We start from the raw sequence: 19,441 nt of genomic DNA, 5'->3' as shown, positions 1-19,441 counted from the left end.
CTCTTTTACCTTGTGATGCAGGTGGGGACACCTGCAGACGCCCTTTGTGTAACAGCATTTAAATTATATCCGCTCCTTTTCTATGCTGTAAGATTCTGCTAATACTTATCCAAAACTCACGCCGCGTCAGTTGGTGTCTCCACCAACTGGTTTATCAGCAGGACATAAAAGTATTTTGACAATAACACTGTAAATGCAGACGTGCAGACGCTGTATTTGAGAAGAGAATGCATTTACACCGCACTAAAATATATTTTTTTAAAATGATTTGTTAAATAAGATTAAGGCTTATATTCCCTTGCGGAATTTGAAAACGGGGTAAAAAGAAAAGGTTTCCAAACGGGGAGAGTGGAAACCTTTATAACCAATTATAAACCTAAATTATGATGACACAAAGATAGTGTATTTTTAACACTATCCAAATTTATTTTTATTTTTTTTATTCATTCATTACCGGACATATACTTTCCGTTAGTATTTCCTACCCGGATTGTCTATAATTCGGCCTGCAGATGACAGGAAGAAGCATGCGAATAGGTATATTTGTATAAATTAAATTATATTATGTTTACAGGTATTATAGAAACACTAGGCCGGGTCAAAGATGTTATCAGTGAAGACAGCAACCTGCATTTATATGTAGAATCTGCTATTTCCAATGAACTGAAGATTGACCAGAGTATCTCTCATAACGGTGTCTGCCTGACAGTCGTAGGTCTGGAAGGAAATATACACAAAGTCACAGCTATTGATGAAACATTGAAAAAAAGCAATCTGGGTAAGCTAAAGGCCGGAGATATTGTCAATCTGGAGCGATGCACCCTGATCGGAGGCCGCCTCGACGGACATATTGTTCAGGGACATGTAGATCAGACTGCTGTGTGTACAGCAAAAGAAGATCAGAACGGCAGTACTATATTCACCTTTACATATAGTCCTGATACACAGAATATGACTGTAGAAAAAGGATCTGTTACTGTAAACGGAATCAGCCTGACTGTAGTGGGATCAAAAGATCACGAGTTTTCAGTAGCTATTATCCCTTACACACTGGAACATACCAATCTGGGACAGATCCATGTAGGTGATGAGGTTAATCTGGAATTTGATATTGTCGGTAAATATGTAGCTAAGATAATGAGTCTTAGAAATTAGACTTTATTCCAGATAATGCCCCTGACGCATAAGTAAGGCTCTGTACTTATTGAAAACACTCGATTTCGAAACAAATCCGAGATAGTGATCCTCTTTGTCTACCACAGGGAGGATCCATACATCTTCCTTATTCATTTTTGACATCACGATTTCCATATTTTCATCACCTTTGATAATATCATTAGGTTTCTGAACAAGGGTACCGAAGTCTTTATCAATTCCTTCCTCCTCTCCCAGGAGAATGGAAAGTAAGTGCTCAATATATAAGATACCCAGAAATTTACCTTTCTCATCCACTATCGGAAAGATATTCCTTTTGGAATGTATAATATCATGCTTACGCTCATTTGGGGTCTCTCCGGGTCTTAATATCACAAAGTTAGTTTCCAATACATACCGGAGCTTCATCATACTTAAGACAGATCTGTCCTTGTCCTCATAAGAAACCAGATCTCCTGAATCTGCCAATACTTTTGTATAGATGGAGTGTTTAAGTATGGCCCTGTTTATAAGATAAGCTATGGAAGCGACCAGCATAAGCGGCACCATCAATGTATACCCTCCTGTGATTTCCGCGATCAGAAAAATACTTGTCAGTGGTGCATGCATAATACCGGCTAATGCTGCTGCCATTCCTGCCATTACGAAATTAGGGATGTTCAATGTCACAAGGCCGGTCAGATTCATTCCGTATGCAAAGGCAAAACCGAGCAGCCCGCCCATGACCAGACTAGGACCGAATACTCCCCCATTCCCCCCTCCGTTCAGCGTGAAAAGAGCAGCAAATGATTTACCAAACAATGTCAGAACGGTATATGCAACCACTACCCAGCCTATGTCCTTGTAACTGGAAAAGAGACTGTTTTTGACAATGGAGTCAAACCGTCCGTCCAGTAACTGCTGAATAGTAAGGTATCCTTCTCCATACAATGCCGGAAAAATAAAGATCATCACCCCAAGTGAAATACCACTGAACCACACTTTGTTGTAGGGATTCTTAATCTTGCTGAACCAACTTTTTATAATGGCACTTATTTTAGCAAAATATACGGTATAAAGCCCTACCAGAACAGACATGATTACATAAAAGAATAGGGCTTTAAACTCCCAGTCTGAAGTAGCTGTATGAAACAAAGGCTCACTGTATAACAACCTGGAAATGACAGATGCTAAAGCCGATGATATCAACAAAGGAATAAATGCCGGAATAGAAAACTCCGGCAATAAAATTTCAATGGCAAAGATCATTCCTGCGACGGGACTGTTAAATGCTCCTGAAATCCCAGCTGCTGCTCCACAAGCCAGTAACATGGTGATTTCGCGATACTGTAACCCAAAGAAACGACCTACGTTAGATCCTATCGCTGATCCGCTGTAGGCAATAGGTGCTTCCAGACCGGATGATCCTCCGAAACCAACTGTAACAGCACTGGTAATGATTTGCGAATATACATTATGGGGTTCTATACGACTTGATTTGCGGGAGATGGAATAGATAATAGGCGTAATTCCATGTTCAAAGTTTTTTCCCTTCAGAAATTTTCGGATATACAACACACTGAGCAGAATACCAATCAACGGAAAGACGAGATAAAAAGAATATTTGTAATGCCATTCTACATCATCCTGTAATGCAGAAGCAATAAAATGAGTCATCCCTTTTAAAACAGAGGCAGCAATTCCTCCTATGATACCAACTACAAAAGCCAGAATAATCAGAAAATTCCGGTTCGAAATCTTCTTCATGCGCCATTTATTCAATATTTCAAGCCTTTGTCTAAAATTTATCTTCATTACTATTAGGGATTAGAGACCAAACTCCATGATGTCTTTTTTCTTTTTATTCTTAAACCTGTCCGGTACAGCTTTCAAAATTTCTTTTTCAAGCGCCTGTATTGCCTGACGCTTTACATAGTTTTGAGTCGTCACGATGCTGATCTCTCGTACCGGTTCAGGCGCTTTGAAATACCTTACACGCAACAACTGTTCCTCATCGTAATCCAGAATACTCATTTCAGGAAGTATAGTCATTCCCGAATTGATATCTACCATTCTTTTCAAGGTTTCCACACTGCCGGTATTATACTCAAAAGTACCCGATGTATCCTGATTATGCTTGAAATGACAGATATTAAGCACCTGCCCTCTCATACAATGTCCTTCATTAAGCAACCAGAGTTTTTCATGTGCAATATCTTCCGGACTAATCATTTTCTTTTCAAAAAGGTTGCTTTTTTCGGACACATATCCAACAAATGTTTCATAAAAAAGCGGGATTTCCTGAATACTGTTATCATGAAGTGGTGTGGAAAGAATACCACAATCCAGAATTCCTACTTTCAGTTCATGAATAATACGCTCTGTTGTATATTCCCAGATCTGCAACTGCAGTTTTGGAAATTGCTGCATAAAAGATGATAAAACCCGTGGTAATAAGTAAGGAGCTACTGTCGGAATAATACCAACTTTCAATGTTCCTTCTAATTCCCCTCTGCTATGCTGTACGATCTCTGTTATTTTTTTACTTTCTGTAAGCACAATCCGTGCCTGATGTATGATCTTCTCGCCTATTTCTGTAGGAACAACGGGTTGGCGGCTCCTGTCAAATATTTTGGCGCCCAATGATTCTTCCAGCTTTTGGATCTGCATACTCAGGGTCGGCTGTGTGACAAAACACTTTTCTGCGGCAGCAACGAAACTACGGTAAGTATCCACAGCTATAATGTATTCCAATTGGACGAGCGTCATAATATCAATTTTGATGGGACAAAAATAGGAAGTTTTTAAGCAAAAGCTCAATATATACGTGTCTTTCTGTAATTCCTCTTCATTCCCTGTAAAGATTTGTTATTTTTGAATTTATTTTAAATCTCTATATCCATACGCAGATAAAACAAAGAACATATGAACATTTTTAACAAAAAAGGATTGGCCCTGGCTCTCCTTTTTGCCACAAGTGCGATTCAATTTTCAGCTAAAGTCCCCGATGAAGGGATGTTTCCACTCAGTGAGTTAAGCAGAGCAGGATTAAAAGCTGCCGGACTAAAGATCAGTGAAAAGGATATTTATAATCCGGGGCAGATAGGTCTTGTCGATGCGCTGGTGCAAATCAGTGGTTGTACCGGATCATTCGTGTCCGGTAAAGGATTGATTGTTACCAATCATCATTGTGCTTTCAGTGCTGTACAACTGGCGAGTAGTCCTGAACATGATTATCTTAAAAATGGTTTTGTAGCGAATTCACATGAACAAGAGATCCAGGCTAAAGGCCTGACTATTCGTATTACAGATTCGTATGAGGATGTTTCCAATCAGATACTGGGAGCTGTTTCCAATATTACTGATCCTAGCCAAAGGATTGCTATTATCAAACAAAAACGGGAAGAACTCGCTGCCAAAGCTCAGAAAGAAGATCCTACAATCAAAGCGGAAGTTTCTGAAATGTTTATCGGAAAGACTTATGTTCTTTTCCGTTATAAAACGATAGAGGATGTCAGGCTGGTCTATATACCAAGAAGAGATATCGGTGAATTCGGAGGAGAAACAGATAACTGGGTATGGCCTCGTCATACCGGAGATTTTTCTTTTGTACGTGCTTACGTTGCTCCGGACGGATCTTCAGCCAAATATTCTAAAAATAATGTGCCGTATGAGCCTAAGAAATTCTTAAAAGTAAACCCTAAAGGTGTAGAGGAAAATGACTTTGTCTTTATTCTGGGATATCCGGGTCGTACATTCAGGCATCGTCCGGCTCAATACATTGCCTACCAACAGCAGTTTTTGTTGCCGTATACATCTGAACTATATGATTTTCAAAATAAACAGATGGAACTGGCAGGTAAGGATAATAAAGCAACTGAACTGGCTTTGGCTACCCGTATCAAACGAAATGCAAATGTACTGAAGAATTACAGAGGTAAGCTAAAGGGTCTTCGCAATATTGATCTGATCTCTTCAAAAAAACAGGAAGATGAAGCACTTGCGGCATTTATCAACAGCAAATCTGAACTGAAAGCCAAATACGGAACACTGATGTCAGATATTGCCGACTTCTATGCGCGTACATTTGAAGATGCAAAAAAAGAACTTTGGTTTAATAATATTTATTCCAGCACAAAACTTCTTCAGGTTGCCCGTGATATCAATGATTTCAAAGCTGAAATGTCAAAATATAAAAGTGCGGCGGATCAGCAGAAGTTTTTTGAACTGAATATTGCTAAAGTAAAACAGACTCTAGCTGGATATTACGAAAGCTATAATATGCAGGTGGATGAAACAATTGCAGCACGTATGTTTACTGATGCTTATCAACTAAATGGTTCAAATACTATCCAGACTGTTCAGAATCTGAAATTCCCTAATCAGGAACAGGCAGGTAAATATGCGATCCAACTCATCAAAGACTCAAAGTTAAATAAGGAAACGACCTTGAATAAAGATATATTGGCAAATGCGAAAAGCTTATTGGCATATAACGATAATCTGCTGAGCTTTCAAAAAACTCTGGACCAGGAATTGACTACTTTCGGAAAAGAACAGCAACGCCGTGACGGACAACTGAATAAGTTAATGGGTGATTATGTAGCTGTAAAAGAGATCTATCAGTCCAAAAATTTCATTCCGGACGCAAATTCTACGCTGAGACTTACATTTGGAAATATCAAAGGATATACACCAGTCGATGCTACTTATATGAAGCCATTTACAACCGTTAAAGGTATATTGGAAAAAGGTAATTCTGATAATCCTGAGTTTGTGTATCCTGAAGCGATTCGTACAGCCTGGTTATCTAAGAATTTCGGTGCCTATGAAAAGAAAGACCTTAAAGATGTACCTGTAAATATTCTTTATAACATGGATACTACAGGAGGCAACTCCGGTTCTCCGATTATGAATGCCTATGGTGAACTTATCGGTGTTAATTTTGATCGTTCATACGATGCGACTATCAATGATTTTGCCTGGAACGAGAGTTACAGCCGATCTATCGGTGTAGATATACGTTATGTACTATGGATAGCCGATAAAATCGATAATGCCCAGTTTATCATCAGAGAAATGGGAATATAGTTTTCTGTGTTCACGACTAGCAAAGGCTCTTAACGATATTGGTTAAGAGCCTTTGTTATTTATACTATCCTTTGCAGCGTATTATTGTATAATATCAAATGCCAGTAGTAAGGTAGCGACAAACAAGTCTATGAGTCCCAGAAGGAATATAATATCTGCCACATCTTCCAATTTTCTTCCGGAAGCAGTATCTTCTCTTTTCATAGCTACAAAAGAAGTAATACAACTCGTCATAAAAATCACAATCGCCACTGTAGCAAATTCATCTATCAACGATCTTTCTGTCAGTTTGATGGTACGCAGAGATGCTAATACCAAAAAGCAAATACCCAACAGATTTGCTGATGTATTGAGTATATGAGATGTTCTTTTTTCAGCCATAAAGTAGAATTTATATCGGATAATCAAATGTACAATCCATTTCACAAATACTGGCATATTAAACAATACAGGTGTATCGTCTGTTAATCTTTTACAGTCAGAAGATATTCTATATTAAGCTCAGGATTGAAAACTTGTACGTTTTCCTCATAATTGTATAACATGTCTTCTATAATTATTTCCAATCTTTGTTATTACTGTTGAAAAATATAACATTATGAAAGAAGATAAATCAACGGGTCGTCATATTGATGCGGAGAAGCAACGAAAAGCACCTGTTCCGGTATCTGACAAAAGCAGCAAATACTTCTGTCCGATGCATTGTGAAGGGGACAAAATGTACGATGCTCCGGGGAGTTGCCCGGTATGTGGAATGTTTTTAGTATCTACCGAAAAAACAGATACGAATACAAAAAAAAGTAAATCAGCCAGTTGTTGCAGCACAACAAATAAACCTGAAGCCATTAAGTCTCCGAATAATAATAATGCGCAAAAATACTTCTGCCCCATGCATTGCGAAGGGGACAAAATGTACGATGCTCCGGGGAGCTGTCCGGTATGTGGAATGTTTTTAGTATCTACCGAAAAAACGGATACGAATACAAAAGAAAGTAAATCAGCAAGTTGTTGCAGCTCAAATAAACCCGAATCGACTGAACCGCAAAGTAATAAAGACGGTAACTATTACTGTCCTATGCATTGTGAAGGAGACAAAATGTACGATGCCCCCGGAAGTTGTCCGGTATGTGGTATGTTTTTAATATCTACGGATAAAGCGGATACCAATACAAAAGAAAGCAAATCAGCAAGTTGTTGCAGTTCAGCAGTACAACAAACCAAATCTCCAAAACCACGCACGAATAAAGCTGGTAAATATTATTGTCCTATGCACTGTGAGGGCGATAAGGTGTATGACCATGCCGGTAATTGTCCTGTATGTGGAATGAATCTGGAGAAGATTCCGGATATGCGGGCAAGTACACAATATACGTGTCCCATGCATTCTGAAATCGTGGAAGACGGACCAGGAAGCTGTCCTATCTGTGGGATGGATCTCGTGCCGATAACTCCGGATGATGACAATAAGACTTATGTAGATTTGTTGCGTAAGTTTTGGGTAGCCTTAGGATTTACTATTCCCATTTTTATATTAGCAATGGGTGAAATGATTCCGGGCGATCCTATAGGCAAGATTATTCCAACACATATTAACGGATGGATACAACTGGCACTGACTGTGCCAGTCGTATTTTATGCTACCTGGATGTTTTTTGAGCGTGCATGGAGATCTTTCAAAACATGGAAGCTCAATATGTTCAGCCTGATTGGTCTTGGAGCTACAGCAGCCTTTATTTACAGCCTCGTTGGGTTAATATTCCCTCAGCTTTTTCCGGCAGAATTCAGGGGACATCACGGCAATGTAGGCTTGTATTTTGAATCGGTATGTGTTATTCTGACTTTAGTGCTTCTGGGTCAGGTGATGGAGGCTAAAGCACATTCAAAAACAAATTCTGCCATAAAAGAGTTGATCAAACTGGCTCCGTCTGAAGCGACTTTGGTGGAAAATGGATCAGAACGAAAAATTGCAGTAGAATCTATTGTAATTGGAAATGTACTACGTGTAAAACCGGGCGATAAGATTCCGGTCGACGGAGAGATTGTGGAAGGAAATGCTACAGTTGATGAATCAATGATATCAGGTGAACCTGTTCCTGTGGATAAACAGGTCGGTGATAAAGTTTCTTCCGGTACCATTAACGGCAACAGGACTTTTTTAATGAAGGCTGAACGTGTGGGAGATGAAACCTTGTTATCCCAGATTATTAATATGGTCAATGATGCCAGTCGCAGCAAGGCTCCGATTCAGAAACTGACAGACCGCGTCTCCGCTATTTTTGTACCGATTGTCATTGTCATATCTTTATTAACCTTTGCTGCGTGGATGATCTGGGGTCCGGAACCACGAATGATTTTTGGATTTGCCAATTTACTGGCTGTTCTGATTGTTGCCTGCCCCTGTGTTTTGGGATTGGCCACTCCAATGTCGGTCATGGTAGGCGTAGGTAAGGGAGCAAAAAACGGAATTTTAATTAAAAATGCAGAGGCATTGGAAAAGCTAAATAAAGTGAATGTATTAGTAACGGATAAAACCGGAACTCTTACAGAAGGCAAACCTACCGTCAATAAGGTCTTTGGTATTGCTGCATTTGATACAGATCAGGTCCTGCAAATGGCTGCTGCTCTTAATCAGAACAGTACACATCCGTTGGCTGAAGCTATCGTAAAAAAGGCCAAAGAGCAGCAGTTGAAATTAGATAAGGTTGAGGATTTTGAAAATATATCCGGTAAAGGAGTCTCCGGAACTATTGGTGGTAAGCACGTATTGCTTGGAAATGAAAAACTGTTAATCGATCAGCACATAAGTATTTCAGAAGAAATACGTGGGCAGGTGGAAGCGCAGCAGGCAACCGGAAAAACGGTATCCTATCTGGCGATTGATAAAGATGTGGCGGGATTTATTACCATATCGGATAAAATCAAGGCTACTGCCAAAGTGGCTATTCAACAATTGATAGCTCATGGTGTAGATGTAGTCATGATCACAGGTGATAATGCAAAAACGGCCAATGCTGTCGCTGATGAATTAGGGATCAAACATTTTCTATCCCAGGCTCTTCCGGAAGATAAGTTACAGGAAATAAAGAAAATGCAGACTCAGGGCCAAATTGTAGCGATGGCCGGAGATGGGATCAATGACGCTCCTGCTCTTGCGCAGGCAGATATTGGAATAGCAATGGGAACCGGGACTGATGTGGCGATCGAAAGTGCACAGGTCACCTTGCTAAAGGGAGATCTGACCGGAATAGTCAAAGCTAAGATTTTGAGTGAGAAACTCACACGCAATATTAAAGAGAATCTGACTTTTGCATTTTTATATAATGTGTTGGGTATACCTTTAGCAGCCGGAGTTCTGTATCCGGTATTCGGACTGTTGTTATCTCCTATGATTGCTGCTGCAGCTATGAGCTTCAGTTCCGTATCTGTTATTCTAAACTCATTACGGTTGAATGCAGCCAGGATTGATCGTTAGAATAGCGTAAAAGTTGCGGAGGATGTATACGGATAAATTCAAAGTAAACTTTATCTTTACCGTATGAACTACGTCTACTTTATTGCATTTTGGGCTTGTCAGTGCGTTTCTACTGTTCTGTTTAAATATGGAGGGATTCACCCCAGGTATAAATGGCTGACCCTGATTATAGGTAATATTATCTTATTATCCGCAAGCTGGTTTTTGGTACAACTCTTCCGATCGGTATCTCAACCTATTGTTATAGCTCTTTGTTCTGGAGGCACATTTCTGACTGTGCAACTGACGATGGCTCTTTATTTTAAGAGTCCTCTGACCTGGGCACAGATTCTGGGAATGTTTATTATTATAAGCGGAATGGTGCTAATCACCTTTGGTGGTAAGGGCGAATCCGTTTAATCAGTTGTTCACCCGGATAGCATCTGATGCGTTTTCTTTTGCTCTAACCTGTTAGAAATATAAAACGACAAGAGCGGGACTAATAGTTCGGCTCTTGTCTTATAAAATAGTTAATTTTAGTTGTATTCGATGATGAATTCGGATAGTGGATTCCTCACTTTTTTCATGTTGACCAACCAGTCTCCCTCATTATCTCTGTACCCTATTGGTAATAAAGTGACGCTCTTCAATCCCTTTTCTGTCAATCCCAGCAATTCATCCAATTGCTGGTTGTTGAATCCTTCTACAGGTGTAGTATCTATTTTTAGTTCTGCAGCCTGAGCTATAGCAAGTCCAAATCCGATATAAGCCTGTCTCGCGGTATGCACAAAATTCTCTTCTGCGGATTGCTGAAGATACAGGCTCTTCAGGCGATCTGTATAAGATGAAAAACGACCTCTCGGCAATTCGCGCTCATCTGTAGTACGGTTGTATATCTCATCAATACGTTCTTCAGTATACTGATCCCATGCTGCAAACACCAAAAGATGGGAACAATCTGCTATGATCTGCTGATCCATTGCAACAGGAACGATTTTTTCTTTTAATTCCTGATTTGTGATCAGCAGTACTCTGAATTGTTGTAAACCTGAGGAAGTCGGAGCAAGACGAGCAGCCTCTATAATTTTATGCACGTCCTCTGTACTAACTTTTTTTGAAGGGTCATACTTCTTTGTGGCGTATCGCCATGATAAATCTTCTAATAATGACATAACTTATTTATTTAATATTTTTATGATAACAGTACAAATACAAGAGCCAGGATAGCGGGCAATGCCTGCACAAAAAAGATCTTACGGGATGCCGATATGGCTCCGTATATTCCGGCCACAATTACACACCCCAGAAAGAACAGTGTAATATTCTTTTGCCAGATCACATCTTCTATAAAGAATGACCAAATCAGTCCGGCTGCAAGAAAACCATTATATAGTCCCTGATTTGCGGCCAGGCCTTTTGTTGGACGAAACATTTCATCGGGTAAGGATCCTTTAAAAGTTTTACGGCCTGCTGTTTCCCAGGCAAACATTTCCATCCACAGGATGTAAAGATGTTCCAGCGCTACGACAGCGACTAATATCTTTGCAATGATTGTTATCATAAGGGGCGAATTTATGAATTACTTACTGTTAATTTGACTTCTATATTTCCTCTTGTAGCATTAGAATACGGACAAATACGATGTGCCTGTTCGACCAGAGTCTGTGCTTCCTTTAATTCTATTCCCGGAATATTTACTTTTAATTCGGCTTCCAGGCCAAAACCACCACCTGCTAAACTTCCTATTCCGACATGAGCTATGACACTTGTCTCCCCTGTTTTAATTTTAGATTTACTTATTACCAGGTTTAATGCGCTGTCAAAGCAAGCTGCATATCCTGCTGCAAACAATTGTTCAGGATTTGTATAATCGTTATTAGCACCTCCTAGTTCTTTTGGCATTCTGACCTGAAGATCTAACACTCCATTATCTGTCTTTACATGACCATTACGGCCTCCCGTTGCTGTTGCAACTGCTGTATACAATGTTTTCATGTTATTGCTGTTATTTTTTTAGTGATTCCTGTTTAATATTTTACTGGCAATGGTTTTTAATTGCATAAGTTCTTCTAATGTTATACCCATCTCGTTCAACATCTGTCCGGGGATACATTTCGCACTTGCAGAAAGGTCCTGTCCGGCATCTGTAAGGGATATCTCCACAGTTCTTTCGTCCTGATGACTACGCTTACGGGCAATGAGTCCCTTTTGCTCCATACGCTTCAGTAAAGGTGTCAGTGTGCCGCTATCCAACCGGAGTCGTTGCCCAATCTGATTGACAGTTTGTAAAGGATGCTCCCACATCACCAATAATACCAGATACTGCGGATACGTCAAATCCAGCTTTTCCAGAAGTGGTCTGTATTGCTGAACAATTTCCCGGTATAACGCATATATCGGAAAACATACCTGATGATCTAACATTAATTCTTCTTCCATGACAACAAAGATATACATTGATTCAAATTAAATTGTGCACAATTTAATTTTGTGATATAACACAGACAATCTACGATAACTCTATAGTGCTTTTCGTACCAAGGCTTAAAATCCCTAAAAACTGCTTAAACAGAGTTTAAACAAGGTATTTTATAGTAAAGCAGGTTAAAAATGTACTAAATACTATACAGTTTTAAGGATGAAAATTGAGGCTTACAATGGTATAAGAAAACAATTAAATATACCGTAAACTACCTGTCTGTAAGCTATTTATTAATGCAAAAATTTAAAAAAAGAAATATAAACAAGGCTGTTATGGAAGTTGTGCATGTTATTTGCAAAACTGATCATGAGTTATTAATAGAATAATTAACCAAAAAAAAATACTATGGAAACTACAGAAATAAACGCAGCAAAACTAGGACTTGAAAAAGGATATTATCTATTACTAATGGCTATCCTGGAAGTACCGGATACATCTGTTCAGAACGAGCAGTAATAAGCAGATATTAAGATACAACACAATACTTCACACACTAATCTCTACCCTGAAAAGGGTGAGATTAGTGTATTTTTAAGGCTCCTCCTTACTTTCTTTTCCCGCACCTACGCAGTTTTCTCGTTTTTCTATTCCTTTCGAAGGCAATAGAATTAGTCTCTTTAATAATTGATAATAGTCTAATTGATATTAATGGTCCGGATTGTAATCAGTTTATTGAACTATTTACATTATTAATATTCCTTAAAATTTATTATTGTTCATAAGCGACCTGACTACCAGAAAAACAATAGATAGACTCAGTATATTATACTTGATATTTAAATACACTATGATACTACTATGAGGGTAATTTATAGTTTTTAAAAATATAAATAAGGAATCGCCATATGTGCGATCCCTTATTTAGAATGATCATTAGTGAAATTAATATTAGTGAACTACAAATTCCACCAGCTTTTTGCATTAATATCATCCTTTCCCCCCATTGTTTTGACGGCGTCCTGATAATTACGCTGATTGACGGATTGCTCTGCTGCAGGATAGATCATTCTTAATGGTATACGATTTGCATTTACATTAGCTGGCCCGGGTACTAAATTAGGCCTCCTGATGCGCTTATAGTCATTCCATGCTTCCATGCCGTTCCAGAAGTAGGAAATCCATTTCTGCTGGGCAATGAGATCCAGATTTCCAGCTTCATAAGCTGCTGGTCCGGATAAGTAACCGGCAGGGATTGTAAGTCCCCAAAATTCAAAATTCATTTTTACACCTCTGTCATAGTGCGTTTTAGCATCACCTGAGATCCATTTTCTTTCAACAGCTTCACTCAACAGGAATTCCTGCTCACTATAGGTCATAAAAATTCCCTGTATAAGTTGTGTATTGCGAAAGAACTTGTAGCTAAGTTGCGAAATTTGATCGTTAGGTGGTAGTGTAGACATGCTCGACCCGGGCGTGACGCCTACAATCGATCCTGAAGGATTTTTCTTGGGCGCATCATACAGGTAGGAAAGACGAGGATCTTTCCATTTGGTTAAGAGTTCCTGCACAGGTTTAGCGCAACCTGTGATATCGATCTCGTAACTTCGTCCTCTACCGCTAGTGAACGGTGAAACTTCAATTCCAGATCCTTTATATTGGTAAACTGCATTATCAGCATTGGAACCAAAAATCGGGTACTGAGCAGGATTGCTTATGATTTTAGTAAATTCCTGAACTACACTCCGGCGGTTAGCAACTTTTGACAGTAGTCGTAAATGTAGAGCATTAGCAAATTTTTGCCATTGTTTAATATCTCCCTTATATAGCGGGTCGCCTGCGATATTTCCTTTTGCACCTGCTAAAATAGTATTGGCCTGCTCTAACTGCAACAGCAGGTCGGCATATATATCTTCCTGTCTGTCGTACTTCGGCATCTGGACACCTGCGTTGATTTTTCCGGCTTCTGTATAAGGGACGTCGCCATAGGCATCGGTAATCATTGAATATACAAGAGCCTTTAAGACCAAGGCGACCCCTACATATTCGGGTTGATTATTTTGTTTTGCAATCTGCTCAATGTCATTAATATTGGGGATCAAATCATAAAATTTCCATACTCCATCATCGGCCACCCAGTTATAAATATCTATATTGTTATATTGTAGACGTACATAATATTGGGAAACAACATTTCCCAGAGAATAATTGTTCATGACGTGCTGATCCGCCAGTTTGATCAATACATCCGGTAGTAAGATTGCTGCTGTTATTTTATCTGGAGTAGGGTTGTTCTTGTCGATATTGATCTCCTCAAAATTTTTACTGCATGACAGGATCATTGCCATAGTAGCAAAAAGGATCAAAGTTTTTAAAATTCTTTTCATGTCTTAATTTTTTATTAATTATAGCTCCGACTGTTTTAAAATTTGAAATTAACGTTGAAACCGAAGTTTTGTGTAACAGGATATTGCATGACTTCTATACCTGGCAATAAGGTGCCACCATTCATTCCCATAGTTTCGGGATCTAAAAATTGCGGAGTTTTGGTCCATCGCAATAAATTCCTTGCAACAAGTGATATGCCCAGCTCATGAATACTGAATGCTTTTAATTGTGCGGCTTTAAAGACATAGCCGATTGACAATTCTCTCAATTTGATATAAGATGCATCAAATGAATTCGACTCGGCGTTTTCTCGATTATAATACCCACCCGCAAAGTAATATTCATAAGCTGCTACAGATTTTGTATTCGGTTGGTAAGTCTCGCCACCGTTGGCATCTGTTACTTTAACTACGCCATCACCAACTATGCGGTCTCTTCCGAGATCAAGAGTGAAGGGAAGCATTCCGGTCTCCGCACCAATTGTATTCGTGTAGGAATATAGTGTTCCGCCCTTACGGATATCAAACAGAAAACTGAGCATTGCTCCTTTGTATTTGAATTGGTTTCGGAATCCAAGCATAAAATCAGGATTATAATTTCCGATTAGTTCTTTTCCTGCTGTCATAGCGGGCAACCCATTAGCCTTATAAATAATCTGTCCATCTGGAGAACGTTGAAATTTATAACCATAGATATCCCCCATACGACCTCCAACACGCGCTTCGACGGTTACTGAAGCCGGGCCCTCGGCCATTACATAATTCATATTATTTGGCAATTCCAAAATTTTACTGTTCATTTTGGTAAAATTGAATGAGGTTGACCACTCAAAATCATTGTTCCGGACAGGCACATAGTTCAATGTTGCTTCAATACCAAAATTTTTCAGTCGGCCACCATTGGTTAGGTAGCGTTTGGCTCCACTGGCAAAGGACACTGGAAAGGCAATGATTTGATCTCTGGAAAGGTTATTGAAATAATTGAAAGTAAAATTCAGACGGTTGTGCAATGCCAGTAACTCTATGCCTAATTCTCTGGTGATTGTCTCCTCATTTTTCAGGGCAGGATCTACGACCAGAGAATTGTTAGTAAATGTCCCCGGAAGATAACCGGATTGATAAGTACGGTTAATGATATTTGCTTCAGTGTCCTTACCAATTATGGCTACATTACCACGCAGTTTTAGCATATTGATATCTTCACCCAGATCGAAAGTACGATCCAATAGCCAGCTAAAAGAACCGGAAGGATAAAAATAACTGTTTTTACGTTTAGCCAGAGTAGATGTACGGTCATAGCGGATACCACCGTCAATGTAGAGAATATCCTTATAACCAATATTTGCAGTAGCTAAATAAGAGTTGATAGCCGAACGGTAGCCATTCTGATATCTGGCGGTAAATCCATTTGTGTTATTCAAAGAATAGACCTCAGGTACCGTGAGGTTGTTTGATTGCAGCATACGTTCATCAAATGTTCTGCGCATTAAGCTTGTTCCGGCAGTCAAATCAAATTGAAAATCTGATGCAAATTCTGTAGTATAGCTGGCCAGTACATCGGTATTACTTTCCTGAAAATAAATATCTTGTGTCCTCAACATACCATTCGGAAATTTCATAGCTGCCTTAGCCCTGCGATGAAACCGCTGTTCGCTCTGATAATCGAGTCCGGTACGGGCGAGAATAGAGAAATGATCCGATAACTTATAATCTAAAGATACATTCCCGAAAAGGCGATTTCTGTTGAAAGCATTAATATTCTCATAAGCGATGAAAAATGGATTATCAGCCCAGGTCAATGAGTAATTTTGTTTGACATTTTTTTCTCCCGGCTTAGCCCAATAATCTCTAAACCAATCCATATCATTGTTTAAATGATTCCAGTACAGGGTATACATCAGCCCCTCACCACCATACCCTGCAGACGGCACATTGTTACTCTTAGTCTTTACGTATGTAATACTCGTATTGAGGTTGAGGTTTGATAACAATTTGTATTGACTATGAGTAGAAAAGGTATTTTTATAAAGATCCGTATTGGGGATGGTACCCTTGTTTGAATTGTTGGTATACGAAACACGGTAACTTGCCTTCTCGGAGTCACCCTGTATGCCAATATTATTGACGAACTGATTGCCAGTGCGAAAAAAGTCTTCCAGAAAATATCTTCGGACAAATGGCACCGGTGTGTTCGTCAGAAAATCCGGGGAACCCTCCTGCAGGATTGGAGAGCCATCCATCTTCGGGCCGAAGTTACTTCCATAATCCAGAGCATAGGCACTATTGAAGCCCTGACCATATTCGCTTTGTAAGGTCGGAAGGATAGGTTTCATAAATAGAGTTGAACTATTCCCGTATACTTGCAGCGATCGTCCTGATTGTCCTTTTTTGGTACTGATCAGGATTACTCCATTAGCAGCTCTGGAACCATAAAGTGCTGCTGCTCCACCTTTAAGAACAGATACATTTTCAACGTCTTCCATATTGAGATCCATCATACCATTTCCAAAATCTGTAGGGAGATTGGTTTGATTGGTTGCATTACCTCCGCTACCAAAAATGCGATTGCTTATAGGAGTACCATCTATGACAAACATTGGTGAATTGTTATCAATATTGAGAGAATTTTCACCACGAAGAATGACTCGCGATGAGCTGGTCAGGCCCGCTGTACCACCAGTAACCTGGAGTCCTGCTACTTTCCCTGCAAGATTGTCCATTGGATTGCCACTAATCACTGTGGTCAGCTCAGCCGCCGGCAGCATCTGCACTGCATTTGCTGATTTACGAACAGCCCTTTTAATCCCTAAAGAGGTGACAACAACTTCTTCTAAGCTATTTACATCCTCATCCATAGTGATTGTTAATTCTTCACTACTCTGCGGAATAATCTCTTTATTTAAAAAGCCAATACTGCGCAGTAACAACGGGCTGCCAGCGTTAACACCTTCAATTATAAAGCGTCCTTCTTCGTCAGTGGACACACCTGACTTACTGTTTTTAATGGTTACTGAAACTCCCTTTAAAGGTTCTCCGTTCTTGTCTTTGACGATTCCTCTTATTTTGATTTGTTGACCCCAGACTACACTAGTCGATATCAGCAATGACAGAATAAGAAATACTAATTTTCTCATAAATTACTTTTAATGGTTTTACTTGAATTATCGAATATTCTTAATTAATGTTTACGAAAGCAAGATAGCGCAACTTTATTTCAATAAAATTTCCATAAGATTAAATATGTGTTAAATATAAGTGCCAAAAAGGACTATAATGAGGTTGATACAGATTAACAATTTCTCAGCATGTCTGTATATAGAAAGGTTAGAGCTAAATAATCAATGCATCATACGATTTGTACTTCTTGCACCAATTTGAAATTTTGAAGGCTCTCTATCACATGATTTTGCACAAAAACTGTAATAAAGAAAATAGTATCATCGTCTATTCCGCAGAAAGGTTGAGTTTAAAATATTTGTGCTCTATAAAAATCATATTCTTATTCCTGATTGATTCCAGTCTTTGAAAAAATTGAACTTCACCCAAGCTCTCTGGCACAATACCATTATTAATAAGTAAAAAATACCACAAAAGAAATGTAATACACCACACAAATGGTATTTATTACGCTAATTTTGTAGTCATGGTAGCAAGCATTCCTATATTAGACCAATGCTCTTTGTCCCGCACACAAGAGAATACGATCACCGTAGAGGCTTTGTCTTCTTATCTGTCCCGTAATAAGAATCTTGTGTTTCCTCACAGACATAGCTTTTATCAACTCCTATTATTCACACAGGGCGGAGGAACACATGCGATTGATTTTGAAACTTTTGAGGTAGTTCCCTGGCAGATTTATATGATGCTGCCCGGTCAGATACACCGTTGGGATTTTGAGGGAGAGATGGATGGATTTATTGTAAATTTTCAACCTGATTTTTTTCATACATTTTTGTTACGTCCGGAATATCTGAATCAGTTTTCATTTTTTTCAGGCTTGATAAAAGATCAGGTATTTGATATCAGTCCGGATTTGCAAAATGAGGTTGTGCGATTGTTCCGGGAACTGTTATCTACAAGAGATCTGGATTTTGCCAAAATCACCTTATTATATCTCTTCAGAACATTGGAAAAGAGACCTTTGCTGCAAGATAAATCTGAAAGTGCCGTGTACAATCATACTTTGTTACGGAATTTTATAAGTCTTATCGAGAGCAATTACAGGACGCTGCGACTGCCTAAAGATTATGCGAAACTTTTGTTTATAACGCCTAACCACCTGAATGCACTGGTGAAAGAATCTATTGGCTTATCAGCCGGAGAGCTTATACGAAACCGGGTATTACTGGAAGCAAAACGCCTTTTGGTTATCCAGGATTATTCCATTAGTGAAATAGCCTACGGCCTGAACTTTAATGATAATTCCTATTTCACCAAATTTTTTAAGAAAAACGAGGGTATTACTCCCGAAGAATTTAGAAAAAAACACATATAACAGCTATGAAATATACACTGTCGAACGAATTGAAATCTGCACTGGAAGGTAAGTGCCCGCGATGCAGAAAAGGAGATCTGTTCAAAGCTCCTCTCTTTAGTTTCAGGTCTAAAAAAATGAACGAGACCTGTCCGCACTGTGGTCTCAAATTTGAAAAAGAACCCGGCTACTTTTATGTAGCTATGTATATCAGCTATGCATTTAATGTAGCTGAGTTGCTGACGGCCTGTTTTGCGACTTACTTCCTTACAAACAACCTGGAGTCTCCATGGTTATATCTGGGAGTATCACTATCGGCAGCTATACTCATGGCTCCCGTGAACTACAGATATTCAAGAGTCGTATTGCTTTATTGGCTTACGCCTTCTTTCAGGTACAGGCCTGATATCTACGATGTGCAATAACTTGCCTTATTTATATAGTGTATTAATCAATAAAGCCTGCACCACTTTTATAGTAGTACA

Annotated in this window: 15 protein-coding genes; 6 read left to right on the top strand and 9 right to left on the bottom strand. The window is 39.1% G+C overall.

Annotation, left to right across the window (positions count from 1 at the left end; translation table 11 throughout):
* The first annotated feature begins 564 nt into the window (after positions 1-564).
* Positions 565-1,155, top strand: coding sequence for a riboflavin synthase (locus HMPREF0766_RS07160; RefSeq protein WP_002995039.1), 591 nt, complete (start codon positions 565-567; stop codon positions 1,153-1,155).
* A 3-nt stretch (positions 1,156-1,158) separates the two neighbouring features.
* On the opposite strand, the gene HMPREF0766_RS07155 is transcribed toward HMPREF0766_RS07160, so the two are convergent.
* The gene (locus HMPREF0766_RS07155; RefSeq protein WP_236590509.1) at positions 1,159-2,901 is read right to left on the bottom strand and encodes a chloride channel protein; all 1,743 of its coding nucleotides are present in this window, start codon (positions 2,899-2,901) and stop codon (positions 1,159-1,161) included.
* 60 nt (positions 2,902-2,961) lie between these two features.
* The gene (locus HMPREF0766_RS07150) at positions 2,962-3,903 is read right to left on the bottom strand and encodes a hydrogen peroxide-inducible genes activator (protein WP_002995033.1); all 942 of its coding nucleotides are present in this window, start codon (positions 3,901-3,903) and stop codon (positions 2,962-2,964) included.
* A 156-nt stretch (positions 3,904-4,059) separates the two neighbouring features.
* On the opposite strand from HMPREF0766_RS07150, the gene HMPREF0766_RS07145 reads away from it, so the two are divergent.
* Positions 4,060-6,225, top strand: a complete 2,166-nt coding sequence (locus HMPREF0766_RS07145; protein WP_002995029.1) for a S46 family peptidase — start codon at positions 4,060-4,062, stop codon at positions 6,223-6,225.
* 81 nt (positions 6,226-6,306) lie between these two features.
* Here HMPREF0766_RS07145 and HMPREF0766_RS07140 read toward each other — a convergent pair whose 3' ends face one another.
* Positions 6,307-6,606, bottom strand: coding sequence for a hypothetical protein (locus HMPREF0766_RS07140; protein WP_037460000.1), 300 nt, complete (start codon positions 6,604-6,606; stop codon positions 6,307-6,309).
* Between the two features lie 217 nt (positions 6,607-6,823).
* Between HMPREF0766_RS07140 and HMPREF0766_RS07135 the strand changes: the two genes are divergently transcribed.
* Positions 6,824-9,697, top strand: coding sequence for a copper-transporting P-type ATPase (locus tag HMPREF0766_RS07135; RefSeq protein WP_002995024.1), 2,874 nt, complete (start codon positions 6,824-6,826; stop codon positions 9,695-9,697).
* 63 nt (positions 9,698-9,760) lie between these two features.
* Positions 9,761-10,096: a hypothetical protein gene (locus HMPREF0766_RS07130; RefSeq protein ID WP_002995021.1), complete on the top strand. Its 336-nt coding sequence runs from the start codon at positions 9,761-9,763 to the stop codon at positions 10,094-10,096.
* 116 nt (positions 10,097-10,212) lie between these two features.
* Here the strand turns inward: HMPREF0766_RS07130 and HMPREF0766_RS07125 are convergent, their stop codons facing one another.
* The 6 genes from HMPREF0766_RS07125 to HMPREF0766_RS07100 all read right to left on the bottom strand — a co-directional run bounded on the left by HMPREF0766_RS07125 (position 10,213) and on the right by HMPREF0766_RS07100 (position 17,616).
* A complete protein-coding gene (locus tag HMPREF0766_RS07125; protein WP_002995019.1) occupies positions 10,213-10,848 on the bottom strand; it encodes an NAD(P)H-dependent oxidoreductase in 636 nt (211 codons plus the stop codon).
* Positions 10,849-10,868: 20 nt separating this feature from the next.
* Positions 10,869-11,237, bottom strand: a complete 369-nt coding sequence (locus HMPREF0766_RS07120; RefSeq protein WP_002995016.1) for a DUF1304 domain-containing protein — start codon at positions 11,235-11,237, stop codon at positions 10,869-10,871.
* 11 nt (positions 11,238-11,248) lie between these two features.
* Positions 11,249-11,671, bottom strand: coding sequence for an organic hydroperoxide resistance protein (locus tag HMPREF0766_RS07115; RefSeq protein ID WP_002995013.1), 423 nt, complete (start codon positions 11,669-11,671; stop codon positions 11,249-11,251).
* A gap of 18 nt (positions 11,672-11,689) precedes the next feature.
* A complete protein-coding gene (locus tag HMPREF0766_RS07110) occupies positions 11,690-12,115 on the bottom strand; it encodes a MarR family winged helix-turn-helix transcriptional regulator (RefSeq protein WP_169311206.1) in 426 nt (141 codons plus the stop codon).
* A 939-nt stretch (positions 12,116-13,054) separates the two neighbouring features.
* Complete coding sequence (locus tag HMPREF0766_RS07105; RefSeq protein WP_002995006.1) at positions 13,055-14,482, bottom strand: SusD/RagB family nutrient-binding outer membrane lipoprotein; 1,428 nt, start codon at positions 14,480-14,482, stop codon at positions 13,055-13,057.
* Between the two features lie 35 nt (positions 14,483-14,517).
* Positions 14,518-17,616, bottom strand: coding sequence for a SusC/RagA family TonB-linked outer membrane protein (locus HMPREF0766_RS07100; protein WP_002995002.1), 3,099 nt, complete (start codon positions 17,614-17,616; stop codon positions 14,518-14,520).
* A 509-nt stretch (positions 17,617-18,125) separates the two neighbouring features.
* On the opposite strand from HMPREF0766_RS07100, the gene HMPREF0766_RS07095 reads away from it, so the two are divergent.
* Both HMPREF0766_RS07095 and HMPREF0766_RS07090 read left to right on the top strand, forming a co-directional pair.
* On the top strand, positions 18,126-18,977 hold the full coding sequence (locus tag HMPREF0766_RS07095; RefSeq protein WP_002994999.1) for a helix-turn-helix domain-containing protein: 852 nt from the start codon (positions 18,126-18,128) through the stop codon (positions 18,975-18,977).
* Positions 18,978-18,982: 5 nt separating this feature from the next.
* The gene (locus HMPREF0766_RS07090; protein ID WP_002994997.1) at positions 18,983-19,381 is read left to right on the top strand and encodes a DUF983 domain-containing protein; all 399 of its coding nucleotides are present in this window, start codon (positions 18,983-18,985) and stop codon (positions 19,379-19,381) included.
* The last annotated feature ends 60 nt before the right edge of the window (positions 19,382-19,441 follow it).

The organism is Sphingobacterium spiritivorum ATCC 33861 (genome assembly GCF_000143765.1).
Lineage (GTDB): Bacteria > Bacteroidota > Bacteroidia > Sphingobacteriales > Sphingobacteriaceae > Sphingobacterium > Sphingobacterium spiritivorum.
The sequence above is the reverse complement of the archived record's forward strand: the minus strand, read 5'-3'. Positions and strand labels throughout refer to the sequence as shown.